12 protein-coding genes are annotated in these 12,977 nt (G+C 56.8%); 6 read left to right on the top strand and 6 right to left on the bottom strand.

Annotated features, from left to right (window positions below; all coding sequences use genetic code 11):
* Nucleotides 1-307: 307 nt before the first annotated feature.
* Complete coding sequence (locus Q0915_RS11025; protein ID WP_299471306.1) at nucleotides 308-1,657, top strand: sugar porter family MFS transporter; 1,350 nt, start codon at nucleotides 308-310, stop codon at nucleotides 1,655-1,657.
* A gap of 126 nt (nucleotides 1,658-1,783) precedes the next feature.
* Here the strand turns inward: Q0915_RS11025 and Q0915_RS11030 are convergent, their stop codons facing one another.
* From Q0915_RS11030 to Q0915_RS11040, 3 genes are all read right to left on the bottom strand, one after another.
* A complete protein-coding gene (locus Q0915_RS11030; RefSeq protein ID WP_299471309.1) occupies nucleotides 1,784-2,890 on the bottom strand; it encodes an alkene reductase in 1,107 nt (368 codons plus the stop codon).
* 116 nt (nucleotides 2,891-3,006) lie between these two features.
* Nucleotides 3,007-3,603, bottom strand: coding sequence for a TetR/AcrR family transcriptional regulator (locus Q0915_RS11035; protein ID WP_299471312.1), 597 nt, complete (start codon nucleotides 3,601-3,603; stop codon nucleotides 3,007-3,009).
* A gap of 101 nt (nucleotides 3,604-3,704) precedes the next feature.
* Nucleotides 3,705-4,883 carry an ABC transporter substrate-binding protein gene (locus tag Q0915_RS11040; protein WP_299471314.1) on the bottom strand — a complete coding sequence of 393 codons (1,179 nt, stop codon included), beginning with the start codon at nucleotides 4,881-4,883 and terminating at the stop codon, nucleotides 3,705-3,707.
* 286 nt (nucleotides 4,884-5,169) lie between these two features.
* Between Q0915_RS11040 and Q0915_RS11045 the strand changes: the two genes are divergently transcribed.
* From Q0915_RS11045 to Q0915_RS11055, 3 genes are all read left to right on the top strand, one after another.
* Nucleotides 5,170-6,378: an SH3 domain-containing protein gene (locus Q0915_RS11045; protein ID WP_299471316.1), complete on the top strand. Its 1,209-nt coding sequence runs from the start codon at nucleotides 5,170-5,172 to the stop codon at nucleotides 6,376-6,378.
* Between the two features lie 139 nt (nucleotides 6,379-6,517).
* On the top strand, nucleotides 6,518-7,015 hold the full coding sequence (locus tag Q0915_RS11050) for a hypothetical protein (RefSeq protein WP_299471319.1): 498 nt from the start codon (nucleotides 6,518-6,520) through the stop codon (nucleotides 7,013-7,015).
* Between the two features lie 142 nt (nucleotides 7,016-7,157).
* Nucleotides 7,158-8,354 (top strand): lytic murein transglycosylase, encoded by a 1,197-nt coding sequence (locus tag Q0915_RS11055; RefSeq protein WP_299471321.1) that lies wholly within the window; start codon nucleotides 7,158-7,160, stop codon nucleotides 8,352-8,354.
* Nucleotides 8,355-8,738: 384 nt separating this feature from the next.
* On the opposite strand, the gene Q0915_RS11060 is transcribed toward Q0915_RS11055, so the two are convergent.
* The 3 genes from Q0915_RS11060 to Q0915_RS11070 form a co-directional block, all read right to left on the bottom strand.
* The gene (locus Q0915_RS11060) at nucleotides 8,739-9,662 is read right to left on the bottom strand and encodes a class I SAM-dependent methyltransferase (RefSeq protein ID WP_299471323.1); all 924 of its coding nucleotides are present in this window, start codon (nucleotides 9,660-9,662) and stop codon (nucleotides 8,739-8,741) included.
* Nucleotides 9,663-9,934: 272 nt separating this feature from the next.
* Nucleotides 9,935-10,498, bottom strand: a complete 564-nt coding sequence (locus tag Q0915_RS11065; protein WP_299471325.1) for a cupin domain-containing protein — start codon at nucleotides 10,496-10,498, stop codon at nucleotides 9,935-9,937.
* Between the two features lie 17 nt (nucleotides 10,499-10,515).
* Complete coding sequence (locus Q0915_RS11070) at nucleotides 10,516-11,220, bottom strand: metal-dependent hydrolase (protein WP_299471328.1); 705 nt, start codon at nucleotides 11,218-11,220, stop codon at nucleotides 10,516-10,518.
* Nucleotides 11,221-11,363: 143 nt separating this feature from the next.
* Here Q0915_RS11070 and ruvX point away from each other — a divergent pair, with 143 nt between their 5' ends.
* Entirely contained in the window at nucleotides 11,364-11,849 is a 486-nt protein-coding gene (gene ruvX / locus Q0915_RS11075; protein WP_299471331.1) for a Holliday junction resolvase RuvX, read from the top strand.
* A 160-nt stretch (nucleotides 11,850-12,009) separates the two neighbouring features.
* Nucleotides 12,010-12,975: an aspartate carbamoyltransferase catalytic subunit gene (locus tag Q0915_RS11080; protein ID WP_299471335.1), complete on the top strand. Its 966-nt coding sequence runs from the start codon at nucleotides 12,010-12,012 to the stop codon at nucleotides 12,973-12,975.
* The last annotated feature ends 2 nt before the right edge of the window (nucleotides 12,976-12,977 follow it).

Below are 12,977 nucleotides of genomic sequence, written 5' to 3' on the forward strand. Positions count from 1 at the left end.
AGCCGAAATACGACGGAAATCCGCGCCCGATTTTGAGTTGATATGGGGTGTGACAGGTTTTTGACCAGAACGAAAGGCCGGAAAGTCAAAAAAGAGTACGGTACGGTACGGTTCCCTGTTCAGTGGTTTGCAATCTTCCCCGGGGCAGCCGTGCTTTTGTGATCTGTGGTTGCAGAAAGGCACTGTCCACGTCCGCTTTTGTCTTGCATCGACCGACTCGATCAGGCGAAGCTGAACGTCCACATAAACGAGCCCTGACACAAAACGGGCCGCCAAACACCGTGGACGCGTTCCGGGGAGAAACGCTTTGCTCTTTTTGATTGCACTACTGGCCGCAATTTTCGGCTTCCTTTTCGGCACGGATCAGGGCGTCATCTCAGGTGCCCTGCCCCTCTTGAAAAAAGAATTCGCCTTTACCGCTCAAAGCGAAGGGTTCATGACCGGTGCCGTGCCGTTTGGCGCCATTTTCGGCGCTTTGCTGGCGCTACTAACGGTCGACAAGTTCGGACGCCGACCTGTCCTGACATTCTGCGCGATCCTGTTTGCGGCCGGTTCCTTCGCCGCCGCCGCGGCCTTCAGCGTCTGGTCTCTCACACTTGCAAGACTGGTCATCGGTGCCGCGATCGGCGCCTCATCGCTGGTGGCCCCGATGTATCTGGCAGAGATCGCACCGGCTCGTATCCGGGGGGCCGTCGTCTCCGCCTTTCAGCTCATGATCACGATCGGTATTCTGGCAGCGTTTGTCGTCGATTGGGCATTCTCGTTTTCAGGGTCCTGGCGCTTGATGCTCGGGTTCAGCCTGGTTCCTGCCGTCATTTGTCTTGCCGGCATATTCAAGGCGCCTGAAAGCCCCCGATGGCTGGTCCTTGCCGGACGCGACAAGGATGCACGCGAAGTGCTGCAAACCGTTCAACCGGAGACAAGCCCGGAGCGGTTGGACAAGATCGTCAAGGAAATCGAAGACAGCCGACCGTCAGACCCGCGCGAAGAAAGCTGGAGCCGTTTCAAGGAACCGGCGCTTCGCGGCGTGCTGATCTTCTCCGTCCTGGCATTCTTCCTGCAGCAGTTCAGCGGCATCAACGTGATCATGAACTACGCCCCTCACATCCTTGAAAATGCCGGGTTCGAGGGCCTCGCCAACGAGCTTGTGGCAACAATAGGCATTGGCGCGTTGAATGTCGGGGTCACCATTCTGGCGATGATCGTTGTGGATCGTCTCGGCAGACGGCCGCTATTCATTTTCGGTTTTGCGGGCGCTTTCCTGAGCATGGCGCTTGTCGCCGTTCTGTTTCATCTGAACGACAACAATCTCGCCTGGCTCTCGCTCATCGGCCTGTTTTCGTTTGTATTTTTCTTCGCAATCAGCCTGGGGCCGCTTCCCTGGCTCTATATGTCCGAACTGTTCCCGCTGGCGCTCAGAGGCAAGGGAATGGCAATCGCATCGGTTTCCAACTGGCTCTGCAACTTCCTGGTCGTGTTCCTGTTTCCGACACTTGCGGCGAGCCTCGGCGAAGCTATGACATTCGGGCTGTTTTCGGCGTGCTGCGCGTTCGGGCTCTGGTATTCCTGGGCGTATGCGCCGGAAACACGCGGTCTTGTTCTGGAAGAAGTCGACCAGAATATCGCTCGGACCTCCGCCGGGAGCGTACCGGCTTAGCCGCCATCCGATGAATTCTGGATTGATACAAAAAAAAGCCGGTGCAGGCGGTCGCCTGCACCGGCAGACCGTCACGCTGACCTGGAAGGGTGGATGCCGGTCAGCGTGAGGGTCATTCCTTTACCGCTACTCGGCGGCAACTGTGCCTTCGGCAAGCGAGGGGTAATCCGTGTAGCCCTTCTCGCCGCCACCATAGAGCGTGTCCGGATCAAGCGCGTTCAGCGGCGCATCCTGTAACAGCCGGTCGACGAGGTCCGGATTGGAGATGAAGGGCCGACCGAAGGCAACGAGGTCGAGCGTATCCGCCTTTACAGCATCGATGGCCGACGCCCGGTCATAGCCGTTGTTGCCCATTCGTGCGCCTTCAAACAACGCGTAAAGCGCTGCCAGATCGCCACCATCGGGAATGTCGCGCGGACCTCCCGTCTGACCTTCGACCAAATGAAGATACGCAAGCCCGTATGCGTTCAAAGTCCTGATGACATGCGAGAAAGTTGCTTGCGGGTCGCTGTCTGAAATGTCGTTGGCGTTCGAGAAAGGGCTCAGCCGCACGCCTACACGGTCCCCGCCCCAGACCGATACAACCGCATCCATCACCTCGCGCAGGAATCGCGTCCGGTTTTCGACAGACCCGCCATACCGGTCATCGCGCTTGTTGGATCCGTCGCGCAGGAACTGATCGATCAGATATCCGTTTGCGGCGTGCACTTCCACGCCGTCAAAGCCGGCGCGCTTGGCATTCTCGGCGGCTTTCCGATAATCCACCACGATCCCGGGGATTTCGCTGGCATCCAGTGCCCGCGGCAGTGGTGTGTCCACAAACTGTTCGCCATCGAAAGTCTTGGAATTTGCCGCAATCGCAGACGGGGCAACGGGATCGACGCCATCGGGCTGCAGCACCGGATGCGAAATCCTGCCGACATGCCAGAGCTGCAGCACGATCTTACCGCCCTGGGCATGGACGGCGTCTGTCACCTTTTTCCAACCTGCGACCTGTGCTTCGGAGTGAATGCCAGGCGTCCATGCATACCCCTTGCCCTGGGGTGAAATCTGGGACGCCTCTGTGATAATCAGACCGGCGCCCGCCCGCTGACCATAGTATTTTACATGAATCTCGAACGGCGCGTCGTCCTCTGCCCGGGCGCGGTTTCGCGTCAATGGGGCCATGACAATGCGGTTCTTCAGCTCAACGGCTCCAACCCGTGCGGGCGTGAACAGCTTCAAATCAGACATCATCGGTTCCTTTTGGATGTTTTCCGGCTTTTGAACGATATTTCTGGACTGATCAGTCCAATATTAGACCTGCGGAAACTCTGTTTTGCTGTGTTTCAGCAGACATTTACCTCCCGTCAAGCCGGGAGTATTTCCCTTGCTTGTTTCAAGGTTTCGGCGATCCGCTCTGCCGGATAACCAGCTTTGCGAAGGGCCAGGGTCCCAATCGCAAGAGACGAGTAGGCACGTGCCTTGTCTCTCACGGTCTCCGGATTTGCGGGATCAAGAACGCGGGCAAAGATTTCCTCAATCTTCTCCAGATGACGACGGCCAATCGCGGCCACTTCTTCATCATGCGGCGCAAGCTCGGTAATGCAGTTCACCAGCATGCAGCCCTGTTTACCGCCGTCCGGATTGGACAGCGCGTGCATCATTGCATCAACTGGACTTCCAACCGCGGAGCCGGCAACGTCCCTCAAATTCTGAAGCCCGTTTTCGGAGTAATGTTCGAGAGCCCTCAAAAAGAGAGCCTGTTTGCTGCCAAATGCGGCATAAAAACTGGACCGGCTGAGTCCCATGGCCTTGGTAAGTTCGTCGAGCGATGTCGCTTCGTAGCCGTTCTTCCAGAACACGAGCAGCGCTTGTTCAAGAGCCGCCGCCTCGTCGAAATTGCGTGGCCGCCCCGGTCCTGCGACCTGCCTGCCTGCCTGAGACTGTGTTTTGGAATGCGCCATGACCCGAATATGGACTGCCCGTTCCGGAATACAAGTCTGTGGCGGAACATTTCTGGACCGACCAGTCCGAAAGGCCGGTCTGGCGAGGATTTTCCTTCAAATTACAATCGGCACGATCCGGAAAACGCATCGCCGACATCGTCAAAAACCCTTGCGATCGCTTCCATTTCATAGAGCCTGCTCGTACGGCGCACCCCTTCGACCAGATAAAAATCCTGGATTGGAAACTGGTTAGAGTTGAACCGGAAATCACCACGGACACTCTCGAAAGGCGCAGCGTTTATGGCCGAAATCAAGGCTTCCTGATCCTTCGCCCCGCCGGTCAGTTCCAGAGCGTAATGAATGAGTTTTGCAGCGTCGTAACCTTGCGCGGCAAATACGGAAGGAGCGTAATCATACGCGCGGCTGAATTCGCGAACAAACCGTTTGTTCGCCGGATTGTCCAGATTGGGTGCCCAGTGCGACGCAGAAAAAAGCCCCTCGCCCGTTTCCATCGTGTGGGGCAAGGTCACGGCATTCACGGTGCGCGATGACAGGAAGGGAATGATCCCCTTCAACCCGGAGGTCTGAAACTGACGGACAAGTTCGATACCCATGCCGCCCGGCATGAATGCGTAGATGGCATCCGGATCGATCTCAGCGATCTGATCGAATTCCGTTGAGAACCCGGTCTGACCGAGTTTGGGGAAAATCTCTCTTGCGATCTGTCCCTTGAAGTGCCGGCGGAAAGCGGCAATCGAATCGCGGGCCGCTTCATAATCCGGGGCAATCGTCACGACCCGCTGATAGCCTTTCAGGCTTGCATATCGTCCCATGGTCTCGTGGACCTGGTCGTCCTGCGGTGCCGTTGAAAAGAAGTAGCGGCTGCAATTGCGGCCGGCAATCGGCGCCGGACCCGAATGGGTACCTATGAAAACGGTTTTGGAACGGACGACCGGATCATGGACGGCCAGCATAACCCTGGAAAAATTCACGCCGACCAATACGTCAATTCCATATTCGTTGATCAGTTTGGTCGCCTCCTCGACAGCAAGGTCCGGATCCAGCTTGTCGTCGACGACAAAAATCTTGGTCGCCATGCCCCCAAGAGCGCCGTTGGACTGGTTGACCGCGAGCATGAAACCGTCATGCATATGTTTGCCGAAAACAGCAGCCGGCCCCGACAGGGTGGCCATAAAGCCGACCTTGAGTTCCTTGACTTCCTGAGCTGCCACGGAATGACACATCAAGATCATGCCGGTGAGAAAACCTGCGCATTTCGACAGTGCACCGCGAACCATTTGCATCTACCCAGTTGTCGGAGCACCGCCTGCCGCATTCGCCTGCAATCGATGTTCCGGTTCCTTCCGATCGAATCCAAGCATCGCAAAGACAGGTTATGCATTTGCAAACGGCGGACGCAGGAAGGCAACGCATAATCACAAGCCGGTCATATTTTTCGCAAAATACCCCAGAGTCGCCGCAATCCGGCCTGAGCGCGGTCGCATTGACGAAGGTTAATACATCCTTAATCAACAAAAGGTGACCGCCTTGCGCGCGCCCTAGCCGCATTACCAGGAGGGCCAAATGTATCCAGTAGCCGCGCCAGCCAACTCATGCGACCAAAATTCAACATCAAAAAGCAGCCGAAGGCCTGAAAAAGCGCCAAAATGCGATCTCAAGATCGTCGGCGGTGGCCAATCGAACAAAGATTTTCAAGAGTCTCTCCGGAGCATCGATCCAAGCGAGCTCGCGGCCAAGATCCTGCAGCTCCACGCCAACGCAAATGAAAAGGCCACACTTGAGAAGCAGGCTCCAAAACTTGTCGATGAGCCCGACGACAAACAGTTCGACATACCGAACGTCCTGCGAAAGCAGGATGGCTCGGAGCGGCTCGCGGATGTCGTAAGGCAGTCTCAGGAAGCCAAGGAGAGTCGCAAGGCCCGGGCAAATACCGACTCAAGCGGACCGAGCTTCAAGTTCCTTCTTGCCATAACGCTGTCGATCGGGCTCGCCGGTGGCGCCGCCATGGCGCTTGGCATTCCGGACATGCTGAAATCAGAAAATACGGATTTACGTCCGGTTGCGACGGAACGCATTGTCGCCGTACCCGAAATAGATCGCTCCAGCAACACTCAATCAGATGGAGAAGCGCTCCCCGTCTCCGTAAATGAGGACAATATGGCTGGCGGGTCCACCCTTACCGCCGAACCCGCGCAAATTGCCAAGGCAAAGGACAGAATCCGGGCAGCATTTGCCGCCGGCGGTGCGAGTGCGCCAAGTTCCTCGCCAACGCTGACATCCGGCCGGAATTCTCTAACGGATCAGCCTTCTTTTCTAGCTCCGGCTGTATCCGAGAATGCGGCATTGGCAGATACCACGCTCCCGGAACGGGCTGACTATCCCGTACTCGCCAGCAATTCGCCGGCGGCTGTCTTGCCGGAAAAGGCGATTGACCCTGCGAGTTCGCCCGGTGTTGCAGATACGAGCCAATCGACGGTCGCGCCCCTCGCCTCAACCGACACCAGTGGCGAGAATGCAAACCGAAGCGAAAGCAGTCCACTTCCGACTGAAAATACCGACGCCAGTACCAGCTTTCCCAATGCCGCGCGAACGCTCGCTTCGGTGAACATGCGTGTAAGCGAAGAAAAGAACGGCAGGATCCTCGCCGTTATCCCGAGCGGGACACAGGTCAAGTACGGTACCTGCGGAACATGGTGGTGTAGTGTTGAGCATGACGGAAAGACCGGCTTTATCGGCCAACGCTATCTCGAACGGTCTGCGCAGGCCCAATAGTCGCTTGTCATGGGCGCAAGTAGAGGCTTGTTAACACCGGTCCCCTAGGGTTGATCTTGTGGCACGTTATGGGCAGCAAAGCTCTCTATGAGCAAGCTAGTCGCATTCACGTGCAGGCACGACCTGAGGGAGACCCGAGATGCTCAAACGAGCGATGGTTTTTTCCAGCACCCTGGTGTTCGCGGTGGCATGTCTTCAACCCGGCATCGCGCAAGCTGACGGTACCGATTGCGTTGTCTACGCGACCGACTATGCGAATTCCTATGTCGGTAATGGCGATGTCGTCGGGGATACGGTGTCTGGCGGAATGGCCGGGGCAGTCGCAGGTGGTGCCTGGGCCGGTCCTTCCGGAGCTGTCCGAGGCGCACGCGCTGGGGGCGCTCTCGGTGTCCTGAACAATCTCGGATCCCTGCCCGGCGGCTGGCAATCGCTTTACGACATGGCCTTCCAGATGTGCCAACAGCAAGCATCCGGTGTGAATGCCGCTCCATATTACGCAGAGCCGGGTTATCCGGCCGCGCCTGGTCTCCATTCCCCTTCGTCAAATTGCAGATCATCCGCGCGCGTAAATGCGCCGTTCAAGCGAACGCCGGAAGGCGGGATTATCGCCAGTTCAGATTTCGGCGGCTGCCAATAGCAATCGTGGTCCAATGCTGCTGGTGGATGAGCCTGATTTTGCCTGCCGTATCGGTTGACGCCGCCGGCGAAGCACAGTCAACTATGGCCAATTTCGGGGCATTGACGCCCTTTGGCTGCAATCAGAAACCACAGGACATTTCATGACCCGCCGAATACCTTTTGCGTTCAAATTCACCACCGGACTTGTTGCTGGAATTTGCCTGACACTGACATCCGCCTATGCGCAGCAATGCGGCGGCGATTTCCGTCAGTTCCTGGCCGGTGTCAAGCAAGAGGCAGTCGCAAAGGGCCTGTCAGCGAATGCTGCAGACCGGACGCTCGGCGGTGCGCGGATTGACCAGAAGGTTCTCGCGCGCGACCGGGCGCAGGGCGTCTTCAAGATGACGTTCCTGGATTTTTCGAAGCGCGTTATCTCCAATTACCGCATGAAGAACGGCGCGGCGAACATGCAAAAACATGCTGGCATCTTTCAGCGCACCGAAAACGAATATGGTGTCCCGGCGCCAGTGATTACCGCGTTCTGGGCCCTGGAGACCGACTTCGGCGCGGTTCAGGGAGATTTCAACACCGTCAATGCACTGGCGACCCTTGCACATGACTGCCGCCGTCCGGAGCTGTTTCGTCCGCAACTGATTTCGGCGATTGAAATGGTGCAGAACGGGGATCTCGACCCGCAACGCACCACGGGCGCCTGGGCAGGTGAAATCGGCATGGTGCAGATGCTGCCGGAAGACATTATCAAGTTCGGGCGCGACGGCGACGGGGACGGGCACGTCAAGCTGAAGCAAAGTGCTCCCGATGCCATCCTGACAGCGGGCGCATTCATCAATCACCTGGGGTGGCGCAATGGTGAACCCTGGCTGCAGGAAGTCACCGTACCGCAAAATCTCAACTGGATCGAAACAGGCCTTGGAAAAACCAAGACTGGAAGTCAATGGGCAGCCCTTGGCATTGAGCCGCGCTGGGGGCAGATTTCGTCCAACCTTCCGGCATCGCTGCTTCTCCCGCAGGGGCGCAAAGGTCCCGCCTTTCTGGCCTATCCGAATTTCAATATCTACCTGGAATGGAACCAGTCGCTCATCTACACGACCTCTGCCGCCTATTTCGCAACACGCCTCGCAGGCGCTCCGCGCTACAACGCCGGAAATCCGGACCAGGGCCTGAATGACGCGCAAATGAAACAGCTTCAAACGAAGCTCCGCGCCAAAGGCTATGACGTCGGCAAGATCGACGGCATTCTGGGTGCGGGAACGCGAGCGGCCGTTCAGGATACGCAGCAAAAGCTCGGCATGCCGGCTGACGCCTGGCCGACCCCGGCGCTGCTAAACAGGTTGTAAGCGGCAAACCATCGCGGAGTTGGACTGGGCAAGGATGCCCGCACCGAACAAAGAGCGATTGCTGCTGGCCGCAAAACCTTCGGTTCTTGTGGCCGGGCAAGACTTATACCAATCTCAAGAAATAAGGACCTATCTGATGGCGCTGTTCCGGTTTTCCGGCAAGGCGCTTTGAGCAGGACGGCCTGGTTGGCCGTTCAAACAAGGCAACGCCGTCCGGAGAGCCGGAACAGGCCACCAAATGCCATGTTTGAAGGCTGTTCTGCCGCGTCGCAGGTTTTGGACGATAAACCATATCGCCCTGCAACCTGCTTCTTGCAGAACAGCCTTCAAACCCGGTCAGATCGGTTCTTATTTCTTGAGCTTGGTATTACTCCTCGAAGACCTTCAGAAACAGCCGCAGTAAGTCGCGCGTCCTTGCGTTGGACCCAGCTTGTGAAGCGTCACATAGTCCTGCGTCTGGACCAGCGGTCGTTTGGGTATCCAGAAATGTTCGATAACGAACTCGGTGATCTCAATCCGCTGCTCCAATGTGTACGCATGCGCCTGCGGGTAAAGCAGTATCATCCAGATGACGGACATGAAGAGATCGAAGTCGTCGACCCAAAATTTCACCTGGCGCATTTCCGAGACGATTTCGCTGTTTTTCAGCAATGTATCAAAACTCAGTTCATGCCGGAGGCCGAGCAGGTCCTGGTCCGTCGAGCTTTTGAAAAACTTGCCGGCGAAGTGGTTATAGAGCCAGGTGGTTGTGAACGGCCTCGTCTCGCGGGCCGACATCATTACAAGATGCATTGCGCCGTTTTCGGCGAGCACCTCATCGTAGAGTGCGCGGATCAACCTGGGCCAATCAGTGGCAGACGAATAATAAAGGCTGTGGTGGAGCGTAATCAGGTCCTGACGTTGCCCGTTCAAAAGCGTTTCGAGCGCGCGCTTGGCGACCGCACCGTTTTGAAAGTCCTTCGTGTAGTCGCCCTGTACAAGATGCACGTTGTCCAGCTGTTGGCGTACAAGCCGCTCTTGGAGCGTAGCAAGCGCCGCGCCGTCGATATCATAGAGCCAAAGCCCGCGTTGACACGCAGCCTGCAATATCCGGAACTGGGGCTCGTTGGCCGCCCCGATTGACAGCGCCGAGAGCTCTCGATCCGAAGCGACCCTGGTATGAATGGCGCGGATCGTTCGCATCAGGCTGGCCGCCACATCGGGCTTTTCATTGGCGTATCGTGCCCAGATCCGATTTTGTTCGAAGATATTGAATTCCGCGGCGTTCAATCCGCGTTCGACGAGACTGTCCGACTTGACCAAGTGCACGAGCGTATCCTCCGAGATAACCTGCGCCCGCGTTGGACCACATCCATCTGCCCGGCGCCTTAGCCAAAGAGATAAGCGTGCAGCCGCGCAATACCCGTGAAACTTTGTTCATGTGGGCTCGAACTAGATTAGAAATATTTCATAATCCGGAAGCACTGCCACAACCGTTGCTGAAGAGGGAGTGCTCCGAATCTTATTCAAATGGCAAAAGATGCCTCAAGACCGGCGATATCGGCTTTGATCACGCAGATTGTCTTTGTATTCAAACAGACCTACTTCACTTTCTCCAGTTCCGCGCCCGGGGGATCTTCTTCCGTAACGGGCTCACTGTCGTCTCCCAACAGAAAAACTGCCAGGATTTTTGCCGGCCCCTGCCCTGTATTTTCACCCTGGTGCGTCACTGTCATGGCCTCCAGCAATCCCTCGCCCTCGCGGAAGAGCTTCTTGCCGATGCCGTCGTAAATCACTGTAACTTCGCCCTGCAGAATATAGGCAAACAGTGGTGATCCGTGCTGATGCCAGGCCGTCTTTTCTCCCGGCTCCATCGTTACGACGATTGCCCTTACAGAGGGATTTTGCTGCGGAAAGGTCACCTTTTCGCCGGCAACTGTCAGGTCGCCGGAAAAAACCTCGCGCACATTCTCATAGGAGCCATGTTCGTGCGTATCCGCAGCCGCCTCGCTCTGACCAGAGGCCTCCGGCTTTTCCGCAGGTAAGGACGGGGCTGGTTTGTTCGACGGGAGAATTGACTTGTCAGCGGCTAATGCCGGCAAGGCCGCAATGCCGAATCCCAGCAGCAGAGCGGTACAGGCAGTTCTGAGGCGGTTGGTGGTCATGAGCGCTTTCAACATGTTCAAAGGTCAATGCTCGTTCCTGGGACCATGGTCCTGACCTTGTCGGCATCAGTACCCATGGCGGCGTGAAAAACGTCTGGCGTTTCGTCGATGATGGGGAACGTTCCGTAATGACATGGCACGATCGTATCGAATTCGAAGAAACGCGAACAGGCCATTGCTGCAACGCGGCCGCCCATCGTGAACCGGTCGCCGATTGGAACAATTCCGATTTTCGGGCGGTAAATCTCGTTGATGAGTGCCATGTCGGAGAAAATGTCCGTGTCGCCCATGTGATATAGCACCTTCTTTCCGGGGACCTCGACAATGACACCATGTGGATTGCCGAGGTAAATCGCCTCGCCCTCCCCCTGTTTGGACGAAGAGTGCTCGGCCTTGGTGAGCGCAACCTTGAAGGAACCGGTGTCCACCATGCCGCCTGTATTCATCGGACAGAAATTCTCAACACCCCGACGGTTGGCCCACATGCAGATCTCGAAATTGGAGATGAGCTGAGCGCCGGTTTTCTTCAGGATCTCGATCGAATCTCCGACATGATCATCATGACCGTGTGTCAGGATTACATGGGTCACGCCATCCGCAACCTGATCTACAGAGAGATCCTGCGGAAAGGAGGGATTTCCGTTCAGAAACGGATCGAACAGGATGGAAGTGCCTGCAAATTCAATCTTGAAGGCGGAATGCCCGTACCAGGTGAGCTGCATCAAAACCTCCCGAGAAAACATGGAACCGTTCCGCGACAATAGGCTCTCACCGGTAAACCGCAAGAACCCGACAGGCCGCTACGCACGCTTTTTCGCATCTGCTTGAACTGGTATTTTTCAACGCACCCTGATAAGGCCCGCTCATGGCAAATGATCCCGCACTGTCGCTCGAAGACTTTCTCGCCGTGCTACCCGCAAACACGCGTCTGATCGGCCTTGATCTCGGCACCAAGACCATCGGCCTTGGTCTTTCCGATCTCGGCCGCGGCATTGCGACGCCTATGGAGACCATCAGGCGAAAGAAATTCACAAATGATGCGGAAAAGCTGCTTGAAATCTGCGACGCACAGACTGTCGGCGGGATCGTGCTCGGCCTGCCTTTGAACATGGATGGAAGCGAAGGGCCTCGCGTGCAGGCGACGCGTGCCTTTGCCAGAAACCTGTCACAGAAAACAGAGCTTCCAATAACCTATTGGGACGAGCGCCTTTCGACTGCGGCGGTGACACGCACGCTCCTTGAAGCCGATTCCAGCCGCGCCAAGCGGGCCGAAGTCGTCGACAAGATGGCAGCAGCCTATATTCTTCAAGGGTTTCTGGACCGTTTGGGGTTCATATCGAACGCCGAGTAGACAAAGCTGTCCGGCCGGACTGAAAATTGGCCCGTAGCTGTTCGACTGCGATCCGGCACGACCTGTTTTTGTCCTTTCGTTCAAATATTTGACTGTCATGTGGACAGCGGGCATGAGTTGATTTCGTCTCTTGTACGCACTCGCGATTGGCCCTATAGCAATGGTCTCGATGACCGCGACAGATCCCCATCGAGACAACCCTTATCCCCATCGTCATTTGCTGGGCATAGAGGGTCTTCACCCCCACGAAATTTTAGGTCTTTTGGACCGTGCCGAGGAAGCCGTTGAGGTTTCCAGACAGGTCAACAAGCGGAAGCAGGTCCTGCATGGCCGCACCCAGATCAACCTGTTTTTCGAAAATTCGACCCGAACCCAAAGTTCTTTCGAGCTGGCCGGCAAGCGACTCGGCGCCGATGTAATGAACATGGCCGTTTCGCAGTCTTCGGTCAAAAAAGGCGAAACACTCATCGACACCGCGGCAACGCTGAATGCGATGCATCCGGACCTACTCGTCGTTCGGCACCACGCGGCCGGAGCTGTTCACCTGCTCGCCCGAAAGGTTGGCTGCTCGGTCGTCAATGCGGGTGACGGTCCGCATGAACATCCAACACAGGCTCTTCTCGATGCGCTGACGATCCGCAGGCACCGGGGCAAGATCGCGCGACTGACGGTCGCGATTTGCGGAGACATCGCGCATTCGCGGGTCGCCAGATCGAACATCATTCTCCTCAACGCACTCGGCGCACGTGTGCGGGTAATTGCGCCTTCTACGCTGCTGCCATCAGGGATCGCCAAGATGGGCGTTGAGGTCTTCAGCGACATGCGCGAGGGCCTCAAAGGGGCAGACATTGTCATGATGCTCCGGCTGCAGCGAGAGCGCATGAATGGCGCGTTTGTCCCGTCGGTTCGCGAATATTACCGCTACTATGGTCTCGATGCGGAAAAGCTGGCCTTTGCGCGTGAGGATGCATTGGTCATGCATCCAGGTCCCATGAATCGCGGTGTCGAGATCGACGCTTCCATTGCCGACGGACCTCAAAGTCTGATCCGGGAGCAGGTCGAGATGGGGGTGGCCGTCCGCATGGCCGTCCTTGAAGCGCTTGCGGCCAATCTGCCGAACCACTAGAG

The organism is uncultured Roseibium sp., assembly GCF_947494555.1.
In the GTDB taxonomy this organism is placed as follows: Bacteria; Pseudomonadota; Alphaproteobacteria; order Rhizobiales; family Stappiaceae; genus Roseibium.

What these genes read in the sequence shown, in the direction of transcription:
- Q0915_RS11080 (WP_299471335.1), top strand. Translation starts at nt 12,010, where the DNA reads ATGGTCTCGATGACCGCGACAGATCCCCATCGAGACAACCCTTATCCC.
- Q0915_RS11035 (WP_299471312.1), bottom strand. Translation starts at nt 3,603, where the DNA reads ATGGCGCATTCCAAAACACAGTCTCAGGCAGGCAGGCAGGTCGCAGGA.
- Q0915_RS11040 (WP_299471314.1), bottom strand. Translation starts at nt 4,883, where the DNA reads ATGGTTCGCGGTGCACTGTCGAAATGCGCAGGTTTTCTCACCGGCATG.
- ruvX (WP_299471331.1), top strand. Translation starts at nt 11,364, where the DNA reads ATGGCAAATGATCCCGCACTGTCGCTCGAAGACTTTCTCGCCGTGCTA.
- Q0915_RS11045 (WP_299471316.1), top strand. Translation starts at nt 5,170, where the DNA reads ATGTATCCAGTAGCCGCGCCAGCCAACTCATGCGACCAAAATTCAACA.
- Q0915_RS11065 (WP_299471325.1), bottom strand. Translation starts at nt 10,498, where the DNA reads ATGACCACCAACCGCCTCAGAACTGCCTGTACCGCTCTGCTGCTGGGA.
- Q0915_RS11070 (WP_299471328.1), bottom strand. Translation starts at nt 11,220, where the DNA reads ATGCAGCTCACCTGGTACGGGCATTCCGCCTTCAAGATTGAATTTGCA.
- Q0915_RS11030 (WP_299471309.1), bottom strand. Translation starts at nt 2,890, where the DNA reads ATGTCTGATTTGAAGCTGTTCACGCCCGCACGGGTTGGAGCCGTTGAG.
- Q0915_RS11050 (WP_299471319.1), top strand. Translation starts at nt 6,518, where the DNA reads ATGCTCAAACGAGCGATGGTTTTTTCCAGCACCCTGGTGTTCGCGGTG.
- Q0915_RS11055 (WP_299471321.1), top strand. Translation starts at nt 7,158, where the DNA reads ATGACCCGCCGAATACCTTTTGCGTTCAAATTCACCACCGGACTTGTT.